Below are 22,816 nucleotides of genomic sequence, written 5' to 3'. Positions count from 1 at the left end.
GGCCCCCGCCGCCGCCCGTGACGAAGCCGGCAGCCCGACCGAAGCCGCGCTGCGCGCGCTGTGGGAGGACACGCTCGGCCACCCGGTCGACTCGCTGCACGCGGATTTCTTCACGCTCGGCGGCGATTCGCTGCTCGCCGTCAAGCTGGTCGCGCAGATCGAGCGCCGCTTCGGCGTCGCGCTGCCGCTCGCCACGCTGTTTTCGCACGCGGGCGTCGCGGCGCTCGCCGCGGCCGTCGATCGTGCCGCGGATGCGTCGAACGTGACACCCGTGCGAGCGGACGTCGCGTCCGGCGCCGCGGTGATCCCGCTCGGCGGCGACGCGCACGCTCACCGCGCGACGATCGCGCTGCTGCCCGACATTTCCGGGCTCGTCGTGTCGCTCGTGCCGCTCGCCACCGCGCTCGGCGCGCGCTATCGCGTACTCGGGCTGCAGGCGGCCGGGCTCGACGAACATGCGACGCCGCTCGCCGACGTCGAAGCCATTGCCGCCGCGCATGCGCGCACGCTCGTCGACGCAGGCGCGGCGGGTGCTGAAAATGCGCCGCTCGTGCTCGTCGGGTATTCGTGGGGGGCGAGCGTCGCCGCGTGGGTCGTGCGTGCGCTCGAACGCGACGGCGCGCCCCCGTGCCTCGTCGTCGCGCTCGACGCACCGCCCGCGAGCGATGCCGCGTTCGCCGCGCAGTTGCCCGCCGACGAGCCGGGCCTGCTCGAATACATGACGACCGCGCTCGCCGAATCGCTCGGCCGCGACCTGCGGATCGACGCGGCCGCGCTCGCGCCGCTCACGCACGCCGAGCGGATCGACGCATTCGCCGCACGGCTGAAGGCGAGCGGCGTCGTGCCGCCCGACGTGCCCGCGAGCCGGATCGCGCGAATGGTCGACGTGTACCGCGCGAACCTCGCCGCCGACAAGGCGCTGGCGAGCCGCCCGGCGCCCGCGCCGCTCGGCGTGCCGGTCGCCGTCTGGGTCAGCGACGGCGGCACGCACCCGGCCGGCGCCGACGCGGATCTCGGCTGGGCGGCGCACACGGCGGCGGGCGTCTCGCTCCATCGCGCGGCGGGCGACCACCTGAGCATGGTGCGCGGCGCGCACCTGGCCCCGCTCGCCGCCGCGCTCGCCGCGCGCATCGACGCGGCGCTCGACGCCGCCCGCATGCGCAACGCAGCAAGCTGATCCTTTCACGCATTTTTTTCAACGCCGAGGAGCAACACCCATGTTCTTTCCGCCCGAGCAGTTCCCTGCGCTTCAAGCTGTCGCGCAGGGCTGGGAAACCATCCTGCACGAGCTCGACGGGCTCGCGCAGGCCGCCTTCATGAAGTGGCCCGAGACGAACATCTACGATGGCAACTGGACGGTCTTTCCGCTGTTCAAGCTCGAGCAGCGCGTCGAGCAGAACTGCCTGTTGTGCCCGGAGACGGCGCGCCTGCTCGAAACCGTGCCCGGCCTGGTGAACGCCGGGTTCTCGTCGCTCGCGCCGGGCACCTACATCGGCCCGCACTACGGCTACACGAACGAGGTGCTGCGCTGCCATATCGGCCTGAAGCCGTCCGAGAACTGCGCGATCCGCGTCGGCCCGGAGGTGCGCGGCTGGAGCGCCGGATCGTGTCTCGTGTTCGACGACACCACCGAGCACGAGGCATGGAATCGCGGCACGAAGACGCGGGTCGTGCTGCTGTTCGATTTCAAGCGCGATCCGTCGCGCACCGTCACGTTCCCGGCCGAGGTTCACACCTACTGAGCGAATCGGCAGCGCGAACCGGCGGCGGCGTGCCGCCGGCCGAGTTCGCGCGGTCAGCGCCGCGCGCCGCGCACCTTCGCCTGCGCGGCGAACAGCGCGCGCGTCAGCCGTGACAGCAGTCGCACGTGCGGCGGCTGCCAGTTCAGGTCCATGTCGTGACGGGTGTACGCGCCCGCGTCGGCCGCCGCCTGCGCGGACGGAGCGTCCGGCTCGAACACGTCGCCGGGGCAGCACAGCGTCGTCGGCCAGGCGGCCACGCCGCTGCGCTCGATGCACATCGTGAAGAAGCGCGGCCCCGTCGTCGCCGCGATCTGCACCGCCGCGCTCTCGCGGAGGCGCGCCGGCAGGTCGTCGAGCGGCGCGCTCGCGCCGTCGCGCAGCGCGTCGTGCACGGTGCGCCACAGCGGATGGCCGGGCGCGCTGCCGATCAGCGCGTTGTTGTAGCCGCGCGTGGCCGACAGCACGAGTTCGCGGCCGTCGAGCAGCGCATCGACGGGCCGCAGGCTTTCGATATCCATGTCGGCATACACGCCGCCGAGCGTGTCGAGCACGCAGTAGCGCGCGCTGTCGATGCGCTGGATGTCGTGCGCGAACGCATCGTAGCGCGGCAGGAACCAGCGCTGGTGCGTGGCGACGTGTTCGCGCAGCGTGCGCGCATCCCACACGCGCAGCGTCCAGTCGGGATGATGGCGTTGCCACGATTCGCGGTAGCGCCGGTACTTGTCCGGCAGCAGATGCTCGCCCTGATACCAGATCTGATGAAGCGTTTTCGGGATGGGCCGGTTCACGATGTCCTCAAGGTTCGATCCGCGTCGATGCGCCGGCCGGCACACGCCGGCCGGCGCATCCATCGTAGAGCGCGGGTCGGCGTGCGTCTGCCACCGAATGACGGGACATCGGCGACACCGGCCGCGATCGTGCCTAGCGGTTCATCCCGACATCAGCCACGTAATTGGCAATGCTGAAGAAGCGATAGTCGCTCAGCAGGTCCGGCCCCGGAAACCCTTCCGGATGAATCCGCCCATAGATCGGGCTGCCGGGGCGCAGGCCGGCCAGCGTCAGCGCAAGCATGAATTCGTTGAACGGCGCCATGAACTGGCGCGACACGAAGTGCATGCCCCAGTTGAACACCGACGGCAGCTGCTCGGTGCGCAACCACGCGTCCGGTCCGCCCGGCGCGTTCGCGCAGAGGTTTTCCGCCCACGGGCTATGGCCTTCGACGACGAGGAAGCCGTGCTTCGCGTGGGGCTTCCAGCGGGTCAGGAAATCGATCAGGTCCGCCGCCGCCACGTAGCCGGGCACGAGCCCTTGCGCATCGCTGTACGCGACCTTGAACGCACGCTTGATCTCGTCGAGCGCAATCGGATATTCGGCCTGGTCCGACACCGTCAGGCGGCCCGGATAGTACTGGTCGACGACCCTGCGCAGGCGGGCGCGGTCGACGGTGCGCAGATGGCGCTCGAGTATCGCGTCGGCGGCGTCCTCGCGCCGGATGCTCAACCGGCGGTTGTGGACCAGGAACATGAAGGTGTGCAACAGGTCGCTCAGCCGCACCGGGCGCACGCTGCCGTCCGGCTGCCGCACGGTCAGCCCGCTTTCGGCCACCGCTTCGTCGTAGCGGTCGGGCCGGGAGATGTCGGCGGCGATCACGCGCACCTGCACGCCGGGGATGTCCTTCAGCGCGGACAGGGTGGCAGCGGCCCGGCCTCGCGCGGATTCGTTGTAGTCCGCGCCGATCACGAGCAGCGGATAGTCGGCGAGGTGCCGGCCGCGCCGCGTCGAGTGGATCACGTATTCGGCCAGGCGCCTGACCGCGCTGCCGTCGCCGCAGCCCATGTCGGCGATGCCGGCCGGCTGGCGATCCAGCGGCGTCTCGTCGAACAGCTTGCGCAGGATCTTCGTCGTGATTTCCTGCGACGCCGGCCCCGACCCGGCGCCGCTCGACGCATACACGTTCATCACGCGATCGATGTGGCCATCGCTGTCGATGTCGAGCGGGTCGGGATTGCCGAACAGGAGCTTGTCGAGCAGCGCGTACGAACGCAGGTAGGACGCGGGCAACCCCGCGTAAGGGGCGGCGATCGGCCGGTGAATCCGGCCCGACTCGGTGAGGCGCACCTTTTCCCGATCGATTTCCGCCATGCCGAACTTGCACATCAGCGACCACGCCGCGTGCAGCACGACCGGGTCCGCATGCGACCACGCGCCGACCGCGACCCCGCCGGGCTGCTCGTCGAGTTTCTCGAAGATGCCGGGCGCCGTCTGCGAATACTGGCCATCCGCCTGCTTGTCGAACACCGGCATGTCGAGCGCGACCCAGGTCGGACCGAGCAGCAGGCCGTCCATCGCCGTGCGCAGTTGCCCGTTCACCTGGCGCTCCAGATCGGTCGTCGGCGCCGGCAGCGCCGGCCAACCCGCCACGCAGATTCGCGCGAGCTGCGCATACAGCACGCCGTCGTCGGCCGCCGCGCGTTTTCGATGACACAGCGCGTGCAGATGCTGCAGCACCGACGTCGCGTTCGCCAGCTGCTCGAACAGCGGCCGGCTGCGCTCGACGCACGCGACGACGTATTCGCCGGCCGGGGTGAGCGCATATTCGGCGTCTTCGTCGCCGCGATCGAGGGTCAGCCAGCCGGCCAGGCTCAACAGGTTGAGGGCGCCCCACAACACCCCCAGGTTGCGGGTCGGGTCGGACCGGCGGTCCATCGCGAACGCGCGCATCGCACGCGGCGTCCCGGCGCGCAGGCCGTGGAATGCGCCGGCGAACACCAGGCGCGCCAGCGTCGGCACCAGCACGATGCCGTTCGCCCAGTTGCAGCTGCGCGTATAGGCCATCACGCGCTGCGCGTCGCGGCCGCCGATGCGCAGCGTGGCCGCGTGCGTGTGCTGCTCGAGCTTGACCGGCAACGCCTCGTCGAGCACCTCGACGCGGATCGCGGTGCCGGCCGGCAGGCCGAGCAACGTGCGCGTTTCGTCGGGATACGCGTCGAGATAATGTTCGAGCTGGCGGGCCAGCGCGGTGGGCGATTCACCCAGGTCGAAGCGGGTAGGCATGTTGGACGGTCTCACAAGGTCAAAGGTTGAGCTGCAATATCCGAAGCGGCGTGCGCGACGGCCGCCGCCGGCGCGGCGTCGCGCATCCGCGGCGCGAGATGGGCGGCCAGCGTGCGGATGGACGGGTAATCCCAGACCGCCGCAGGATCGACGGTCACGCTGAAGGTTTCACTGGCGACCATCGTCATTTCGACGGCGAGGATCGAGTCGAGGCCGATCTCGGCGAACGTCGTCTCGCGCGTCAACCGCAGCTTGCGCTGCTTGAGGCGCTCGCCCAGCCACGCGATCAGCCATCGTTCGACGGACTCGGCCCGCTCGCGATCGGTCCGGCTCGCCGGCTCGGTCACGATCAGGTCCGCCGCTGAACCGGCGTGCGCGCCGGCGGGCGCGTCAGGCTCGTCGAGGTCCGAAGACGCGCCGGGCTCGGCGCCCAGCAGCGGATCGACGGGTTGGCTGGCGCCCGGGACCGTCTGGTCGATCGAGCCGATCTCGAACGCGTTGCGCTCGGCCCAATCGTTCAATTCCGCCGACGTGGACAGCGCGGAGCGCAACCCGACCTGCCGCTGGGCCGCCTCGATCGCGCGTTCGTACTGGTTCTGCACCCAGCGCAGCGCCCCGTCGTCGATGCGCTGCTGCGCGGCCGCGCGTTCGATCACCGCCAGCAGCAAGCCCCATTGCGCGACCGAGCCGAGCCAGTAATTGACCCAGACGGCGGCGTGTGCGGCGCCGTCGAGTTTCGCCGCGTTGGCTAGCCCGTCTTGCGACAGCTGCTCGCCCAGTTCGCGCAGCTCCCTGGCCAGCACGCCGGCGCCGAGCGCGCTTTCCAGGTAGCGCAGCAAGTCGTCGCTGCCGTTGAGCAGACGGCTGCCCAGGTGGACCAGCAGCGTTTCGGTCGGCCCCTCGAAGATGCGGGTCAGGCGCGCGTCCCGGAAGATCTGCGGCGCCAGGTTGGTTTCGATATAGCCGCGGCCGCCGAGGAACTGCATCATCTCGTCGGCCGATTGCGACAGCAGCTCGGAGCCGAGGATCTTCGAGATCAGCAGGCAGTCCTCGGGCACCGCGACCCCGAGGTCCAGCTCGGCGGCCAGGTGCTCGACCAGCGCATCGAGCCCGTCGATACGGTGCCGCAGCTCGCCCAGGCGCAGGCGGCTCAGCGGATTGTCCAGCAGCAGGCTGGCGCCGATCCGCCGCCGCGCGCCGTAGCGATGCATCAGCTGCGCACAGCGCTTCATGCCACCCAGGCAGACGGCCGCGATGCCCAGGCGCGCAATGTTCATCGCCTGCTGCGCGACGGACATCCCCTGCCCGATGCCGCCGAGCCGGTAAGCATCGCTGATCCGCGCCCGGTCCAGGTGCAGCGAATTCTGGATCATGCCGCGCACGCCCATCGTCAGCTCCTCGGCGCCGATCCGCACGCCCGGCGTGCCGGGACGCACCGCCAGGCCGACCATCCCGGTGCCGTCGGCCTGCCTGGCGAACACGTTGACGATCCCCGCCCACGCGGACGAGCCGCTCCAGCGCTTGTTTCCGGAGACCAGCCAGTCGCCGGTGTCGAGGCGCTGCGCGCGGGACGTGATCGCGCGCGGATGGGAACCCGCGGCCGATTCGCTCATCGCGAACGCGGCGAGCATCCGGCCGCTCGCGAGGCTCGGCAACAATTCGTCGCGCAACGGCGTCTGCGCATGCTGCATGATCGGCACGATCCCGAGCGTGTTGTTCAGGCCGACGAAGAAAGCCAGCGTCGAATCGATCGCGCCCAATTGCGCGATCACGCGCAACGTATCGCGATGCGTGAGGCCAAGGCCGCCATACGAACGGTCGATCGGCATGCCGAGGAGGCCCTGGTTCCCGAAATCGAGCACGACGTGCGGCGGAATGGTGCGACGCTCGTCGATCGTGCGCGAATCGATCCGCGTGCGTGCGTAATGCCTGAGCCAGTCGTTCAGTGCGTCGACGGTGGCGTCGTCATGCCGCCGGTGCGCGCCGGCCAGCGGCACGTGGGCGGCGGCGGCCGGGCGCGCGGGTGGCGGGCCATCCGGCCGCCCGCGCTCCTGCTGCGGCTGCGGCGTGTGCGCGCCGGCATCGACGTCCCACTGCGCGAGGATCGTCAGCTCGCCGTCGTGCAACTGCGTACGGCACGTGCTGCGGCGCACCTTGCCGCTCGACGTTTTCGGCACGCTGCCGGGCGACACCAGCACGATCGCGCTCGGGCCGATGTCGAGGCGATTCCAGATCGCCTGGCGAATCGCGTCGATGAAGCCGTCGAGATTGCCCTTGCGCTGCGTGCGCTCGACCTCCGCCACGACGATCAGGCGCTCCGTATCGACCCGGTCGTCCATGAAGGCCGCGCAGCCGTTCGGCACCAGTTCCGGCACGCCGACGATCAGCGCGTACTCGATGTCTTCCGAGTAGTAGTTGCGGCCGGCGAGGATGACCATGTCCTTGAGCCGGCCGGTGACGTAGAGCTCGCCGCCCAGCATGAAGCCGAGATCGCCGGTCCGCATGAACGCCTGATCCGGATCGCCCGCCAGCGTGTGCTGGAAGGTCGATTGCGTCTGCTCGTCCAGTTGCCAGTATCCGGCGGCGACGCTCGGCCCGGCCACGCAGATTTCGCCGATGGCCCCGTCGACGCAACCGTCGTTCGTCTGCAGGTCGCGCACGATCACGCGCTGGTCGCCGGCAGGACGGCCCACGCTGACCAGCACCCGTTCGCCCGGGCGATCGAGCGAAGCCGGCGAGACACCCGAGCACTCGCCGCGGATCACCACGGATTGCCGCTGGAGCGCGGCCTGGTCGACGCACACCGTCCGGATCGGCTGCTGCGCCGCGCGGCCGGCGACGAACAACGTCCCCTCTGCCAGCCCGTAGCACGGCCGGAAACTGCCGGCGGCAAAACCCGCGGTGGCGAAGCGTTTGGCGAAGTCCGACAGCGTGCTGGCGCGCACGGATTCGGCGCCGTTATAGGCGGTCCGGAGACACGACAGGTCGAGCGTCGCCAGTTGTTCGTCGGAGATTCGCCGGCAGGCCATCCGGTAGGCAAAGTCCGGCGCCCCCGTCAGATCCGCGCGATATTGGCTGATCGCGCGCAACCACAGGTACGGATGCTGGATGAAGCGTTCCGGGGCCATCAGCACGCACCGGAAGCCGCCGTAGAGCGACGTCAGGATCACGCCGATCAGGCCCATGTCGTGATACGGCGGCAGCCAGCTGACCATCGTGCTCCGCTCGTCGTAGCCGAACCATTCGCGCAGCATCCCGAGGTTGTGCATCAGGTTGCCGTGCGACACCATCACGCCCTTGGGCGTGCCGGTGGTCCCCGACGTGTATTGCAGAAAGGCGGTGTGCGACGGCGGCACGCTGGCCAGCGCGGGCAGGAACGCGATCGCTTCGGCGGCCCCGACGTCGAGCAGCGTGCTGCCGGATGCTTCGGTATCGGCGATCCAGGTCGTGCACCGTTCGAGGTCGTCGGGCGAGCACAGAATCGTGTTCGCGCCGGCATTCCTGACGATGCCGGCGATCCGCACCATATGCTGCCTGTTGCGCGGCGGGTACGCGGGCACCGCGACGGCGCCCGCGTACAGGCACCCCATGAAGGCGCTGACGTAGTCGAGCCCCGGCCGGCACAGAAGCAGGACCCGGTCGCCGATGTCGACCGCATTCTGCTGCAGCAGCGCGGCGACCCGGCGGGCGCGTCGGTCGAGTTCCGCGAAGGTCATCGACAAGGCCTGTTCCTGTTCGGGCGGGCCGCTCAGGAACACGTAGGCGGTTTGGTCGCCGAGTGTGGCGGCCCGGTTCTGGAGCAATTCGCTCAGCGTGGTCGGCAAGGTCGCAGTGGTCATGATGTCGTCGGAAGAAGAATGAAAAAAGCGCGCGGCGGCCCGGCGCCGGCCGGCGCCCATGCGTTGCTGCGGCAGGAATCCCGATGCGGCTATTCGGCGCGATGGAACAGATCGATCATGCGCACCATGCTGTTGAGATGCAGCGCGCGCGGCACCACTCTTTCGCTCCGTGCCGCGTAACGCGCGGTCCATGCGTGGGCCAGCTCGTGCGCGGCGGCGGCATGGCCGCGCACGGCGCGCGCATCGTCCTGACGCGCGTCGAGGCAGGCGCGCGCATGCCGCACGGCCGATCGGGCGAGCTCGCCCGTGAGGATGCCGTGGTGCCCCAGCGCGAGCCGCGATGCCTCCCGCTGCTCGATGACGTCCAGCGAGTGCCGGTACGCGAACAGGTCCTGAAAGACCAGCGGCAACCAGGTGGTGGCGCCGTGAAACTCGCCGAGGGCATCCGACACGAAACCGATGTCCAGTTGCGGGCAGTAGTAGCCGAACTGGCAGCGGCTGTGGCCCGGGAGCGCGATCGCCTCGATCTCCATGCCGCCGCCGATGTCGAGCCGCTTGCCCGGATTGACGGGATAGAACGGCAGCTCGGGCAACGCGGTGAAATCGCCGTCGTCGGGGGGATCCCAGGACTGCGATGCGTGCGCGTCGAGCTGCCGGATGGTTCGGCAGGCCGACAGACTCTGGAACGCATCGAAGGTGTCGGGCGAACCCGATACGTGGACCCACGGCATGCGCGACTTGAGCGTCGTGAGCAGGCTGCAATGGTCGTAGTGCGAGTGTGTGACGAACCAGTAGCGCAGATGCCGGATGCCGCCGAAGTCGCGCAGCACATCGTGAAGCTGCCGCCACACGAGCGCCGTCATGCCGCTCAGGCCGCCCTCGATCAGCGTCGCGGCCTCGTCGTTGACGATCACGTACAGCGGCACGTCCGCCGTGCCGACGAGCGCCAGCCGCGCATCGATCCACCCGGGGGAATCGTTCAGCATGTCGTTCAGCTCCGATAGAGGGCGCAGGCCCAGGTCGCGCCCGCGCCGTAGGTCACCAGCAGGTTGAGCTGCCCGGCCGGCATGCGGCCTTGCTCGCGCGCGAGCGACAACGCGACCGGAAACGCCGCGCTCGCCATGTTGCCCAGCTGGTCGACGGAAATCATGCAGCGCTCGCGGGGCAGCCCGAGTTGCCCGATGACCGCGTCGAGGATGCGCAGGTTCGGCTGGTGCGGCACGACCAGGCCGATATCCGCGATCGTCAGCCGGTGCTTGTCGAGCATCTGCCTGCACGCGTCGACAATCCGCCGCGTCGCGTCTTCGAACATCGGCCCGCCCTTCATCCGGAAATGGTGCCGGCCGGCCGCGATGTCGTCGCCGTCGATGAAGCGCGGGCGGCGCGCACCGGGCGCCTCGGTGATCAGCAGGTCGAACTGGGTGCCGTCGGCGCCGAGCGACAGGTCGACCAGCCCGCGCGCCGGGTCGTTCGTCGCCTGCAGCAGCAGCGCGGCGGCGCCGTCGCTCAGCAGGATCGACAGGTTGCGGCCGGCGTTGCTGGTGTCGATCCGCCGCGACAGGGCCTCGGCACAAATCAGCAGCACGTTGCGATACTGGCCGCTCGCGAGGAAATGGCGCGCGATCTCGATCCCGTAGAGCCCGCCGCTGCATTGCGCGCGGATGTCGAAGCACGGCACCTCCCGCAAGCCGAGCCGGGGCTGGATGTAGCACGCTTGCGACGGATCGTGATGATCCGGCGACAGCGTGTTGACGATCAGCAGGTCGACGTCGTGCGCCGTCACGCCTGCATCGGCCATCGCCCGTTGCGCGGCCGGGCACGCGAGATCCGCCAGGTGCTGACCGGGGGCGAGGTAGCGCCGCGCCACGACGCCGGTGCGCTCGCGAATGAACGCGTCGCTGGTGTCGATCATGCCGGCGACTTCGTCGTTGCCGACGATCCGGTCCGGCAGCGCGTGGCCCATGCCGGCGATCACGAGTCGGGTGCTCATGCGCGCACCTCCTGTTCGGTCAGGGCGGCGACGGCGTCGTCTGCATCGGTCACGACGGTTTCGCCCCAGCGCCACAGTTGCGCGCCGAAGCCCCAGCCGGCGCCCGCGCCCGCGAGCACCACCATCGATCCCGGCCGAATCACGCCCTGCCGGATCGACTCGTAGAGCGCAAACGGCACGGCGGCCGACACGAGGCACGCGCAATCGGCCACGCGTATCACGTACTGGTCCGGCTTGAGCCCGAGCCGCTGCGCCCATGAGCGCACCAGCAGCGCCGACGGCTGGTGGAACACCATCGCATCGACGTCGGCGACGCCGATCCCGCTCCGGTGCAACAGCCGCTCGACGATATCGGGAATGGCGACGGGCATGAAACGCGAGATCGCCTCCTGCGCCTCGGGCTTGAGCGTGAAATACGCACCGAACGGGTTGTCGGCGTCGCTCGCCGCGTCGTCGTCCGCCGTGGCCCGGGCGTGGCGCCACTGGATCGTCGCGAGGTCGTAGCGCGTTCCATCGCTGTGATACGCGGCATCCAGCCAGTCGGCGCCGTCGGGATCGGCCGGCTCGGCGACGAGCACGGCCGCGGCCGCGCCGTCGCCGAAGTTCGTCGACGACTTGGTGGTGTAGTCGACCACTGCCGACATGCGCTCCGACGAGCACACCAGCGCGCGCTTCACCCGCCCCTGCTTGATGAGGTTGGCGGCGAGCTGCAGTTGCAGCACGAAGCTCGCGCATTCCATCTCGACGTCGGCGTCGAGTGCGCGCGTGGCGCCGAGCCGGTCGCGCAGCGCACGCGCCAGCCGTGGCGCGAAACGGCGCCGGCCGTCGGCGTGCGTGACGAACGGCGACGTCATGTTGAACAGCACCAGGTCGAGTTCGGCGGGCGCCACGCCGGCGCGGGCGAGCGCGTCGCGCGCCGTGCGCTCGGCCAGCGCGAGCTCGGATTCGCCGGCATCGGCATCGATCATGTAGCGCGATTCGATGCCCCAGAATTGCCACCATTGCGCCGGAATGGGCTCGACGCCCGCGAACACGGGATCGTCGTTGCGGACCTGGCGTGCCGGCAGACGGCAGGCGAGACTTGCGATTCGGACATTGTGTGCCATCAGACCTCCATCGTGCTGCAGGCGATGCGCGGCCTGAACGGATCCAGCGTCATGGCGACCACCGTCCGTTCATCGTCACGCAACGACATCGAATCCGCGACGCGCGACGCGAGCCACGCGGGCAGCTGGAACGCGTTCGGGATGTCCGCGGTGCCCGTCGGACCGGCGCCGACCTCGACGCGCAGATCGCCCGCCGCGCCGGCGGCGATCGCCGGCCATCCGCTCATCCACGATTCGCAAAACAGCCTGGCGGCGGGCCGGTCGATGCGGCTTTGCACCTCATCGACCATCGCGCGCACCGCGGCGGCCGCATTGACCGGTTCGACGTCGAATCGACCGGTGGCGGGATCGAACCGGCTCTCGAACCGGGCCAGCGACAGCGCGCCGTTCACGCGCCGCGCGGGCAGCGCGTCGAGCGTCGCGAACGGGGGCGAGTCGAGGTCCGCATAGCGGCTGAAATAGCCGCGGTCGCGGCCGGAAGGCGTCAGGACGATCGCCCCCGCGCCGTCGGCGAAGCCGCTCGCGGCGACCTGCTCGACATCCGCGAGCGCTTCCGCGCGAACGACGAGCGCGCGTCGATAGCCGAGCTGCCGGCAATGGCTCTGCGCAAGATCGAGGGCGAGTGTCCAATCCGCGTCGAGCAGGTCGAACACGGCCGCATGGCGCGCGCGCAGGTCGCGTTGCACCGGGTGCGCCAGCCGCGGCCCGGCGATCTCCGGCGCGTCCGCCATCCGGCTGGGCGAAATCGACAGGCTGACGATCAGATCCAGTTCCGACGGCAGGCAACCGGCTTGCAGCAGCGCCTGCCGGGCGGCCTTGACCGCGTAATCGTTGGCAAAGGGTCGTGCTGCGGTCGCTGCGCCCGGCAGCGCCACCGCGGCTCCAAGAATTTTCATAGGGTGATGAGCTCGTTTCGGTCGGTGTGATTCGGCGCACGCAGCGCGCCATTGGGCTCGTGCCTGAGTGCGGCGCGCTGCAACTTGCCCGATCCGTTGCGCGGCAGGCCGCCGGCGTGGTACACGACGCGATGCGGGCATTTGTACGACGCGATCACGCCCTTGACGTGCTGCTGCAACTGCGTCGTCAACGCGTCCGAGCCCTCGATGCCCGGTTGCAGCACGACGTGCGCGCAGATCAGCGTGCCGCCCCATTCGTCGATCTGCCCGACGACCGCGCATTCGGCGACATCGGGATGGCGCAGCAGCGCTTGCTCCACTTCGCCGGGCGACACCGTGTAGCCGGAGGTGATGATCATGTCGTCCGCGCGGGCCTGATAGAACAGATAGCCCTCCTCGTCCAGGTAGGCGGCGTCCCCCGTCAGGTTCCAGCCGTGCTTGACGTAGTCGCGTTGCCGCGCGTCGTTCAGGTAGCGGCACCCGGTCGGCCCCTGCACGGCCAGCAAGCCGATCTGATTGGGCGGCAGGCATCGGCCCTGCTCATCCAGGATCGCCAGGCGGTAGCCGGGCACCGCCTGGCCGAGCGTGCCGGCCTTCGACGCGGTGTCGCCGGTCGACGCGAAGATATGCAGCATCTCGGTCGCCCCGATCCCGTCGATCAGGTGCATGCCGGTCCGCGCGTGCCATGCGTCGCGCGTCCGGGGCGGCAGCGCTTCGCCGGCCGCCACGCATTTGCGCAGCGACGACACGTCGTGGTCGTCGAGATGGTCGAGCATGACCCGATAGGCCGCCGGCGCCGTAAACAGGATGCTGACCCGGTGCCGGGCGACGGCCGCCAGCAGGCGTTCCGGGTTCGCCTTCGGCAACAGCACGACGCTCGCGCCGACGCTGACCGGAAACAGCAGCAGCGCGCCGAGGCCGAACGTGAACGCGAGCGGCGGCGACCCGCAGAAGACGTCGTCGGCGGTGGGCTTGAGCACGTGCTGCGGGAAGCAGTGGCAGGCGGCCATCACGTCGCGATGGAAATGGACGGTTGCCTTCGGCTCCCCGGTCGTTCCCGACGTGAACGCGATGAGGCACGGATCGTCCGCGCGCGTCTCGGCGGCCGTGAAGGCGGCGGGATAGGCGTCGAGCCAGCGGGCACCCGGATCAGTGTCCTGCGTGTCGTAGCGCCGCACCTCCCCACGCCATTGCATGCGCGTGATCGCGGCGTCGAGTTCGGCCGCCAGCGCGGCTTCGCAGATCGCGTGCGTGACCTTGGCCCGGTCGATGACGGTCGATAGTTCACCCGCGCGCAGCTTCGGCATCGTCGTGACGACCACGCCGCCCGCCTTGACGACGCCGAACCACGCCGCCGCGAGCAACGGGTGGTTGGTGCCGTGCAGCAGCACCCGGTTGCCGGCCACGAGGCCGGCATCGTGGACCAGCATGTTGGCGATCCGGTTGCTCGTATCGCGCAATTCGCGATACGACCATGTCACACCCGATTCGGTCCTGATCGCGACGCGATCCGCCCAGCCGCGTTCCTCGACTGCGGCATCCAGCAGCGCGGCGGCGCAATTGAGAAATGGCGGAAACTGCAGCCCCGGTAAATCAAGGAGGAATGTCGGCCAATCCTCGCTCGGGGGCAAGTTCGCGCGGCAAAAGTCGTCCATTGTCAGCGCTCGCAAAAGTGTGAATTCAAAGTTCGCGATCACGGCATGGCACCGGCCGGGCACGATGCCCGCCCCCGTCCCGTGCAGCCTGAATCGCGATGGCAAAAGGGTGTCGTCGAAGCGGCAGGCGTGTGTCATCGACGCGCGACGCAGCGCGCGCCCGGTCGATCACATGACGGCCCGTTGATTCAACTGCAGGTATTCCGGCGCACTTTTCTCGAAAGGCAAACAGGCACGAGGAAAGCCATTCAATCAATTCATCCAAACGAAATAAACTAAGTATTTCGAATTATTTATTAAACAATTTCCAAATCGAAGTAATCGTCTGGAAATCTTGGTGGCATTCTAAATGCACGCCGCGCGCGAAGCTAGATGGATCGTTAAAATCTTTGCGTGAAACCAATACCATTTAAATAAAAGAATTTACAAATTGCACTACTGAATTAAATTATTTATAAATACCGAAACAAAGATCGATCGCTCGGCCGTTTCGCAGGATTCTTCTCATCTACTGCACATGGTCTTGTGACACGGCAAGGCCGGGCGCGCGCTTGCCGTGAGCGTCGCGCTCGTCCGGATGGTCCGCGCCTTCACGCCCCCCTCCATGCGCCCCGTCGCCGGCACGCGACGCGAGCCGCCGAGCAAGCCGCGCCTGCAGCGCATCGAGCAGCACGAACGCGACGGGCACGAGCAGCAGGCTCAGCGCGGTCGACGTGACGAGGCCGCCGATCACGGTGATCGCCATCGTCGAGCGGAACACGTCGCCCTGTGCGTCGAACGCGAGCGGCAACAGCCCGCCCATCATCGCGAACGTCGTCATCACGATCGGCCGCGCGCGCTTGCGGCAGGCGTCGACGATCGCGTCGATGCGCGACAGCCGCTGCCGCTCGCGCGCGACGAGCACGTACTGCACGAGCAGGATCGAGTTCTTCGTGCACAGGCCCATCAGCATCAGCAGGCCGACGAGCGACGCCAGCGACAGGCTGAGCCCGCTCAGCGCGAGCGTCGCGGCCGCGCCGCCGAGCGACAGCGGCAGCGCGACGAGCACCGTCGCCGGCAGCGCGAAGCCGCCGAACAGCAGCACGAGGATGCCGTACACGCACGCGAGGCCGAACAGCATCGCGTAATAGAAGCCGCCGAACAGCTCGTCGAGCGATTCCGCGTCGCCGCTCGCGCTGCGGCGCACGCCGACCGGCAGGTCGCGCAGCGCCGGCAGCCGGTCGACCTGCGCGATCACGTCGCCGAGCGGTCGGTCGGCGAGCCCGACATCGAGCGTCACGTAGCGTTCGCCGTCGCGACGGTCGATCTGCGCGGGCTCGCTGTCCTCGACCAGGCGCGCGACGCTCGCCAGCGGCACGCTGCCGTCGCGCCCCGGCACCGACAGCCGGGACAGCCAGTCGCCCGTGCCGTCCGCCGCATGCACGCGCACCGGCACCTGCCTGCCGCCGACGTCGAGCCGCGGCAGGCGCTCGGGCGTGTCGCCCGCGGTCGCCACCCGCAGCGCGTCGGCCGCCGCGTCGCGCGTGACGCCGAGCGCGGCGGCGCGCGGCCCGTCGAGCACGACGGCGAGCGCCGGCCGGCGCGAAGCCGCCGTCGAGGCGACCGCGCCGAGCCCGGGCGCCGCGCGCAGCGCGCGCTCGACACGGCGCGCGGTGTCGTCGAGCAGGCCGCCGTCGCGGCTCGACAGCACGATCGACACCACCTTGTCCGTCTGCTTGTCGCCGACCGTGAAGCGCACGCCCGGCACCGCGGCGAAGCGGCGCGCGAGCTCGGCCTCGACCTGCGCCTGCGAGCGCGCACGCGACGCGGGCGGTGTCAGCGCGAACGTCAGCACGGCCGCATCGGTTGCGTCGCCCGCCGCGCCGCGCTCGCCGATCGTCGTGTACACCGACGCGATCTCGGCCATGCCCACGGCTGCGCGCCGCGCGGCCTCGGCGGCGGCGCGCGTCGCGTCGAGATCGCTGCCGGGCGGCGCCTGCACGCCGACGACGATCTCCGCGCGATCCTGCGCCGGCAGGAACGCCTTCGGCAGCGCCGCGAGCGCCACCAGCGACGCGCAGACGAACGCCGCACCGACCAGCAGGCAGCGCCACGGCCGCGCGACGCACCACCGCACGCACGCGAGATAGCCGCGCATCGCGCGGCCGTCGTCGTGCGACGGCGGCGCGCGGCGCAGCCCGTACGCGGCCATCATCGGCGTGAGCATCCGCGCGACCGCCAGCGATGCGAGCACGGCCGCCGCCGCGGTCCAGCCGAACTGCTTGAAGTAGCGGCCGATCGCACCGCTCATGAACGCGGTCGGCAGGAACACCGCGACGAGCGTGAGCGACGTCGCGATCACCGCGACGCCGATTTCGCGGGCGCCGTCGAGCGCCGCGACGCGCGGCGGCTTGCCGTCGCCGAGGTGGCGCGCGATGTTCTCGACTTCGACGATCGCGTCGTCGACGAGCACACCGATCACGAGAATCAGCGCGAGCATCGTGAGCTGGTTGAGCGAGAAACCGAGCCATGCCATCGCGAGAAACGCGGGCAGAATCGACAGCGGCAACGCCGACGCCGACACGAGCGTCGCGCGCCAGTCGCGCAGGAACAGCCACACGATCACGACGGCCAGCACGCAGCCCTCGTACAGCGCGGACATCGCGCCGTCGAACACGCGCTGGATCGGCTCGACGTAGTCCGCCACGGCGCGCACCTCGACGCCCGGGTGCGCGCGCCGCAGCCGCTCGATCGCGTCGCGCACGCCCTGCGCGACGCGCACTTCGTCCGCGCCTGGCGCCTGCATCACCTGCACGCCGATCACCGGCCGGCCGTCGAGGAGCGCTGCCTGCGTCGGGTTCGCGGTCGCGTCGCGGATCGTCGCGAGATCGGCGAGCGTCGCGCGCCGGCCGTCGCCCAGCGCCAGGTCGAACGCACCGAGCGCCGCGACGCCCGAGGCCGCCTGCGCCATCCGCACCGACTGCGCACGGCCGTCGATATCGACGCGCGCGGCGGGCGCATCCGCGAGCCGCGCGCGCACCTGCTTCGCGACGTCGCCCGCATCGATGCGCAACCCCTGCAGCGCGACGGGATTCAACGCGACGTCGATCTGCCGGTCAACGCCGCCTTGCCGCACGACCCGCGCGACACCCGGCACCGCGCGCAGCGCCTTGCTGAGCGTCGAATCGACGAACCATGACAGATCCACCGGATCGAGCCGCGCCGACGACACCGCATAGACGAGCAGCACGCGCTCCATGCGCTCTTGCGCGACGACCGGTTCCGGCAGGTCCGGCGGCAGCTGGCCGCGCACGCGGCCGACGGCGGCGCGCACGCGCTCGAGCGCGTCGCGCGGATCGGCCTCGAGCGCGAACTGGACCGTCGTGTGCGAGCGGCCGTCCGTCACGCGCGACAGCACGCGCTTGACCGCGCCGAGCCCGGCCACGCCCTGCTCGATCGGCCGCGTCACGTCGCGCTCGAGCTGCGACGGCGTCGCGCCGGGCAGGCTCGCGTCGATCGCGATGACGGGCGCATCGACGCTCGGCAGCTCGGCGACCGGCAACGCGCGAAAGCCCAGCGCGCCGCCGATGCACAGCAGCGCGAACAGCAGGATCGTCGGCAGCGGCCGGCGCACCGACCATTCGAGAAAGTTCATCGCGCGCCCTCGTTTCCTGCGACGCGCACGGGTGCAGATGCCGATGCAGATGCAGATGCAGATGGGGGCCGCTTTGCAGCGGCCGGCTCACCGTGCTGGCCGGCGTCGCCGCCCGCGACAATCGTCACCGCGTCGCCTTCGTCGAGCAGGCCCGCGCCCGACGCGACGACGCGCGTGTCCGGCCGCAAGCCCGCGAGCACCTCGACGCGGCCATCCTGCGCACGGCCGCGCACGAGCTTGACCGGGTGGACGCGCTGGCGCGCGTCGACCGTCCACGCGTAATGAAAGCCGTCGCGCGCGACCACCGCCGCGTCGGGCAGCGTGAGCGCGCGCGTGCGCCCCGTCACGATCGCGCCGGACGCGAAGCCGCCCGCCTGCAAGCCGGCGTCCGCCGGCAAGTCGACGTAGACGATGCCCGCGAGCGTCGCCTTGTCGAGCACGGGCGCCACCTGGCGCACGACGCCGCGCGCGGTGCCGCCGCCTGCGCGAGCGAGTTCGACGGGCTGCCCCGGGCGAACCGCGGCAAGCGCGCTCGCGCCCAGTTGCGCACGCCACTCGAGCCGGCCGCCGCGGATCAGCGTGAACAGCGTCGCGCCGGCGGCGGGCACCGCGCCCTCGATCGCCTTGCTGGCCGCGATCACGCCGTCGTCGGGCGCGCGCACGATCGCGCGGCGCAATTGCAGCTCGACGCCCGCGAGACGTGCACGCGCGCCGGCCAGTTGGGCGACGCTCACCTTCTGCTGCGTCTGGGCCTTGATCAGCTCCTGCCGGCTGATCGAGCCGGTTTCGTCCAGTGTCCTCGCGCCGTCGAGCTGCGCGCTCGCCTGCGCGAGCCGCGCATTCGCCTCGGCGACGGCCGCGTCGGCGTCGGCACGCTTCACCGCGAGGCCGGCCGTGTCGAACCGCGCGAGCACCTGTCCCTTGCGGACCCGGTCGCCGACGCGCGCATCGACGGCCGCGAGCGGCAGCTCGCCGGGCGCCGTCAGCTCGATCTCGTCATAGGCGGCAATGGCGCCGCTCGCCTCTTCGCGCGTCTCCCAGTCCCGCACGTCGGGCGCGACGAGGCGCACGCCGAGCGCGGCGTGACCGGCGGTGGCGGCATCGGATGAATCGCCGGTTCGGGGCGTGGCCGCGTTTGTGCCCGCGTTAGCGGCCGAATCGGCCGACGGCGCGCTCGGCTGCGACGGTCCGCATCCGCCCGCGAGCATCGCGGCAACGATCGCCAGCGCCGCCGCGCGTGTGGTGTGCCGGCCGTTCATCGCGACGCCTCGCTCGCGACCCGCGTGCCGCTCGCCGTGCGCCCGGCGCTCGCAACGGGCGCCTCGCCCGTCGCCTGCCCATCCTTCGCCACCGGCGCAGCGTGCGCCGCATCCGTCCGGGCGTGTCCATCGTCCGCTGCGCCGACCGCCTGCCAACCGCCGCCGACCGCGCGGTACAACGCCACCCATGCCTGTGCGCGCTCGAGCCGCGCGGACGCGACCGACTGCCGGCTCGTCACGTACTGCCGGCGCGCGGTCTCGACTTCGAGCACGTCGCTCGAGCCCACGCGAAACCGCCGCTCGACGGTCTGCGCGTAGCGCTTGTAGTTCTCCTGCGCGACGAGCGCGGCCCGTTCACGCCCGACCGATGCCTCGACCCGCACCAACGCGTTTTCGACTTCCATCACCGCCTGCCTGACCTTTCGTTTGTAGTTTGCGAGCGCCTCGTCGTAGCGCCCGCGCGCACCTTCGACGCGCGCCGCGCCGGTGCCGCCGTCGAACAGCGGCAGCGTGAGCGTCGGGCCGAACATCCACGGCCGCAGCGTCAACGACTGGCCTCCGCCGGCCTGATAGCGGTCGATCTCGATCGAGCCGGACAGCGACACCGACGGCAGGCGCGCCGCGATCGCCGCGCCGATCTCCGCATTGGCCGCCGCCAGCGTGCGCTCCGACGCACGCACGTCGGGCCGCTGCTCGATCGTGCGCGCCGGCAGCGCGTCGAGCGCACCGCCGCGCGGCTCGGGCACCGTCGCGTAGCCCGCCGCGAGCCGCGTGTCGAGCGCATCGCGCGACAGGCCGGTCAACGCGACGAGCTCGTTGCGGTCCGCCTCGCACTCGGCGCGCTGGCGCGCCAGCACGTCTTCGCCTTCCGCGAGCGACGCCTGCGGCAGCGTCGCATCCGCCGGCGACAGGAAGCCGGCCGTGACGCGCTGCCGCGTCACCGCGTCCGTCGCGGCGCGCGAGCGCTGCTCGTCCTCGTGCGCCGCGACGAGCGATTCGCACGCGCGCGTGCGGAAATACGCGTCGGCCACGTCGGCCGCGACGCTCACGCGCGCGTCATGCCATTCGCCGACGCGCGAGGCGACGCGCGCATCGTCGGCCTGCAGCCCGCGCCGCGCCTTGCCGAACAGATCGAGTTCCCACGACGCTTGTAGGCCCGCGCGCGACGTGTCGAGCTCGCCGCTCTGCACCGACGTCGACTGGCTGACGTCGTTCGACGTCACCGCCTGCGTATTCGCGTTCGACCGGTTGAACGACGCGATGCCGTCGAGTTTCGGCAGCAGGCCGGCCACGCTGGTCGCGCGGCTCGCCCGCGCCTGCCGTATCCGCGCGAGCGCCGCGTCGATCGTCGGGCTGTCCGCCTGCGCCGCGTCGATCAGCGCCGTCAGCGCCGGATCGTCGAACTGCCGCCACCAGTGCGCGAGCGCGACGACGCTGCCGTCATGCGGCAGCGTCGCGTGCCACGCGGCAGGGATCTTCAGCGACGCCGCGTCGGGCGGCCGGTACGTCGGCCCGAGCATGCAGCCGGGCAGGATGACGAGCAGCGCAACGAGCGACGCACACGACGTTAAGCGCATCAGGAAGCCTGAACCGGCGCATCGTCGCGACGCGACCGGATGAAGCCCGCGAGCGCCGCGGCCGTCGCGCCGCGCTGGAGCGCGCCGAGCTCGAACTCGACGCCATAACGCGATTTCAGTTCGACGAACGAGCGAATCAGCGCGAGCGACGTGCCGCCGAACCCGAAGAAATCGTCGTCCGGCCCGATGCCCTTGAGCCCGATCCGCTCGCGCCACACCTGCAGCACGGCGGCCAGCTCGTCGGTGCGCGGCGCGTCCGCGTCCGGTTGCGCGGCCGGCGCCCACGCCGCCGTTTCGGGCGCGGGCAGCGCGCGCTTGTCGATCTTGCCGTGCGCGGTCAGCGGCAACGCGGCCAGCACGACGTAGGCCGACGGCCGCATGTGATCCGGCAGATGCGCGGCCGCGCGCGCCTTCAGGCCGGCTATCGTCGCGTCGGTCGTGCGCTGCGCATCGTGCGCCGGCGCGACGTACGCGACCAGTCGACAATCGCCTTCGCCGTAGTCGTGGCCGCCCACGTGGCACGCATCTAGCCACCCACCCTGCATCAGCGTCGCCTCGATCTCGCCGGGCTCGATCCGGAAGCCGCGAATCTTCAGTTGCTCGTCGGCGCGGCCGACGTACACGTATTCGCCGTCCTCGTCGCGCCGTGCGAGGTCGCCCGTCCGGTACGCACGCACCGGCTCGCCCGTTAGCGGGCAGCGCAGTTGCACGAAGCGCGCCGCGGTCAGTTCGGGCCGGTTCAGGTAGCCGCGTGCGACGCCGTCGCCCTCGACGTAGATCTCGCCCGTCGCGCCGTCGGCGACGGGCCGCCCGTGCGCGTCGAGCAGGTGCAGCCGCAGGTGCGGCAGCGGCAGGCCGATCGGGCTTGCCGCCGCCTGCGTGTCGCGTGGCGTGATCCGCTTGAACGACACGTGCACGGTCGTCTCGGTGATGCCGTACATGTTGATGAGCTGCGCACGCGCGTCGCCGTGGCGCGCGAGCCACGGCGCGACCAGCGACGGCGGCAGCGCTTCGCCGCCGAAGATCACGTAGCGCAGCGCGAGCGGCACGGACGCGCCGCGATCGACCGCATCGAGTTGCCGGAACGCCGACGGGGTCTGGTTGAGGATCGTCACGCGGTGGTGCGCGAGCCAGCGGTGGAATGCGGCCGGCTCCCGCGACACCGCGTACGGCACGACGGCGACCTGCGCGCCGGTCAGCCACGCGCCCCACACTTCCCACACCGAGAAGTCGAAGCCGATCGAGTGGAACAGCGACCACACGTCGGACGCGTCGAATTCGAACCACGCGCGGGCCTGCTCGACCAGGTGCAGCACGTTGCGATGCTCGACCATCACGCCCTTCGGCTGGCCGGTCGAGCCCGACGTGTAGATCACGTACGCGAGATCGTCCGGGCTCGATTCCGGATCGACGTAGCCGTCCTCGGACGCACTCGCCGCGAGCGCGGGCAGCATCGCGTCGAGCGCGAGCGCGCGCACGTTCGCCAGGTTCTCGCCGGGCAGCCGCTCGAGCGTGTCGGACGTGCAGACGACGACTTCGACGCCGCTGTCCGCGACGACGTGCGCGATGCGTTCGCGCGGATAGGCCGGATCGATCGGCAGATAGGCGCCGCCCGCCTTCAGGATGCCGAGCAGCGCGACGAGCATGTCGACGCCGCGCGTCATGTAGAGGCCGACGAGCGCGCCGCGCGCGACGCCCCGTTCGCGCAGCTCGCGCGCGAACGCCGACGCCAGGTGGTCGAGCTCCGCATAGGTCAGCCGTCGCGTCTCGTCGGACGCCGCGATGCGCGCCGGGAATTCGCGCGCACGCTGGGCGAACGCGTGATGCAGCGAGCGGCCGTCCGGACGACGGCGCTCCGTCACGCGAGGGTCGCCTCGGGTCGATTCGGAAACGTGCACTGCAATCCCCCTTTTCAACGAACGGCGGAGCGCCCGGACGGGCGACCGCATCAGGCACCGGATACGCCGATTGAAACATCGGCACATCGCGCTGTCTGTCGCAGAAAAGTGGGACAGTTGCCCGCGGCGGAGCCGTCGTCCCCGCGCCGGCGGCACGGCGGCCATC

At 70.7% G+C, this 22,816-nt stretch carries 14 protein-coding genes; 2 read left to right on the top strand and 12 right to left on the bottom strand.

The features are described 5' to 3' along the window. Window positions 1-1,177 (top strand): phosphopantetheine-binding protein (locus GD429_RS23580; RefSeq protein ID WP_152860413.1); only part of this gene is annotated, 1,177 nt, incomplete at its 5' end. Between the two features lie 40 nt (window positions 1,178-1,217). Beyond that, a complete protein-coding gene (locus GD429_RS23575; RefSeq protein ID WP_152860411.1) occupies window positions 1,218-1,742 on the top strand; it encodes an aspartyl/asparaginyl beta-hydroxylase domain-containing protein in 525 nt (174 codons plus the stop codon). A 53-nt stretch (window positions 1,743-1,795) separates the two neighbouring features. Here the strand turns inward: GD429_RS23575 and GD429_RS23570 are convergent, their stop codons facing one another. From GD429_RS23570 to GD429_RS23515, 12 genes are all read right to left on the bottom strand, one after another. Next, on the bottom strand, window positions 1,796-2,530 hold the full coding sequence (locus GD429_RS23570) for a glycosyltransferase family 32 protein (RefSeq protein WP_321574814.1): 735 nt from the start codon (window positions 2,528-2,530) through the stop codon (window positions 1,796-1,798). A 133-nt stretch (window positions 2,531-2,663) separates the two neighbouring features. Continuing rightward, window positions 2,664-4,796 carry a class I SAM-dependent methyltransferase gene (locus tag GD429_RS23565; protein WP_152860409.1) on the bottom strand — a complete coding sequence of 711 codons (2,133 nt, stop codon included), beginning with the start codon at window positions 4,794-4,796 and terminating at the stop codon, window positions 2,664-2,666. Window positions 4,797-4,807: 11 nt separating this feature from the next. Further along, window positions 4,808-8,635 carry an AMP-binding protein gene (locus tag GD429_RS23560; RefSeq protein WP_152860407.1) on the bottom strand — a complete coding sequence of 1,276 codons (3,828 nt, stop codon included), beginning with the start codon at window positions 8,633-8,635 and terminating at the stop codon, window positions 4,808-4,810. Window positions 8,636-8,724: 89 nt separating this feature from the next. After that, window positions 8,725-9,621 carry an MBL fold metallo-hydrolase gene (locus GD429_RS23555; protein WP_152860405.1) on the bottom strand — a complete coding sequence of 299 codons (897 nt, stop codon included), beginning with the start codon at window positions 9,619-9,621 and terminating at the stop codon, window positions 8,725-8,727. A 5-nt stretch (window positions 9,622-9,626) separates the two neighbouring features. After that, on the bottom strand, window positions 9,627-10,625 hold the full coding sequence (locus GD429_RS23550) for a ketoacyl-ACP synthase III (RefSeq protein ID WP_152860403.1): 999 nt from the start codon (window positions 10,623-10,625) through the stop codon (window positions 9,627-9,629). Then, the gene (locus tag GD429_RS23545) at window positions 10,622-11,731 is read right to left on the bottom strand and encodes a 3-oxoacyl-ACP synthase III family protein (protein ID WP_152860401.1); all 1,110 of its coding nucleotides are present in this window, start codon (window positions 11,729-11,731) and stop codon (window positions 10,622-10,624) included. Before GD429_RS23545 ends, GD429_RS23550 begins: the two co-directional genes overlap by 4 nt. Beyond that, window positions 11,731-12,627 carry a hypothetical protein gene (locus GD429_RS23540; RefSeq protein WP_152860399.1) on the bottom strand — a complete coding sequence of 299 codons (897 nt, stop codon included), beginning with the start codon at window positions 12,625-12,627 and terminating at the stop codon, window positions 11,731-11,733. The genes GD429_RS23545 and GD429_RS23540 overlap by 1 nt, the downstream gene beginning before the upstream one ends. Further along, window positions 12,624-14,282 carry an AMP-binding protein gene (locus tag GD429_RS23535; RefSeq protein WP_152860397.1) on the bottom strand — a complete coding sequence of 553 codons (1,659 nt, stop codon included), beginning with the start codon at window positions 14,280-14,282 and terminating at the stop codon, window positions 12,624-12,626. The genes GD429_RS23540 and GD429_RS23535 overlap by 4 nt, the downstream gene beginning before the upstream one ends. Before the next feature lie 508 nt (window positions 14,283-14,790). Next, complete coding sequence (locus GD429_RS23530; protein WP_152860395.1) at window positions 14,791-17,916, bottom strand: efflux RND transporter permease subunit; 3,126 nt, start codon at window positions 17,914-17,916, stop codon at window positions 14,791-14,793. Continuing rightward, the gene (locus GD429_RS23525; protein WP_193727176.1) at window positions 17,913-19,175 is read right to left on the bottom strand and encodes an efflux RND transporter periplasmic adaptor subunit; all 1,263 of its coding nucleotides are present in this window, start codon (window positions 19,173-19,175) and stop codon (window positions 17,913-17,915) included. Before GD429_RS23525 ends, GD429_RS23530 begins: the two co-directional genes overlap by 4 nt. Beyond that, complete coding sequence (locus GD429_RS23520) at window positions 19,172-20,752, bottom strand: efflux transporter outer membrane subunit (protein ID WP_152860391.1); 1,581 nt, start codon at window positions 20,750-20,752, stop codon at window positions 19,172-19,174. Before GD429_RS23520 ends, GD429_RS23525 begins: the two co-directional genes overlap by 4 nt. Beyond that, a complete protein-coding gene (locus GD429_RS23515) occupies window positions 20,752-22,614 on the bottom strand; it encodes an amino acid adenylation domain-containing protein (protein ID WP_321574813.1) in 1,863 nt (620 codons plus the stop codon). The genes GD429_RS23520 and GD429_RS23515 overlap by 1 nt, the downstream gene beginning before the upstream one ends. Window positions 22,615-22,816: the final 202 nt, after the last annotated feature.

The organism is Burkholderia sp. BE17 (assembly GCF_009362305.1).
GTDB lineage: Bacteria > Pseudomonadota > Gammaproteobacteria > Burkholderiales > Burkholderiaceae > Burkholderia > Burkholderia pyrrocinia_C.
The sequence above is the reverse complement of the archived record's forward strand: the minus strand, read 5'-3'. Positions and strand labels throughout refer to the sequence as shown.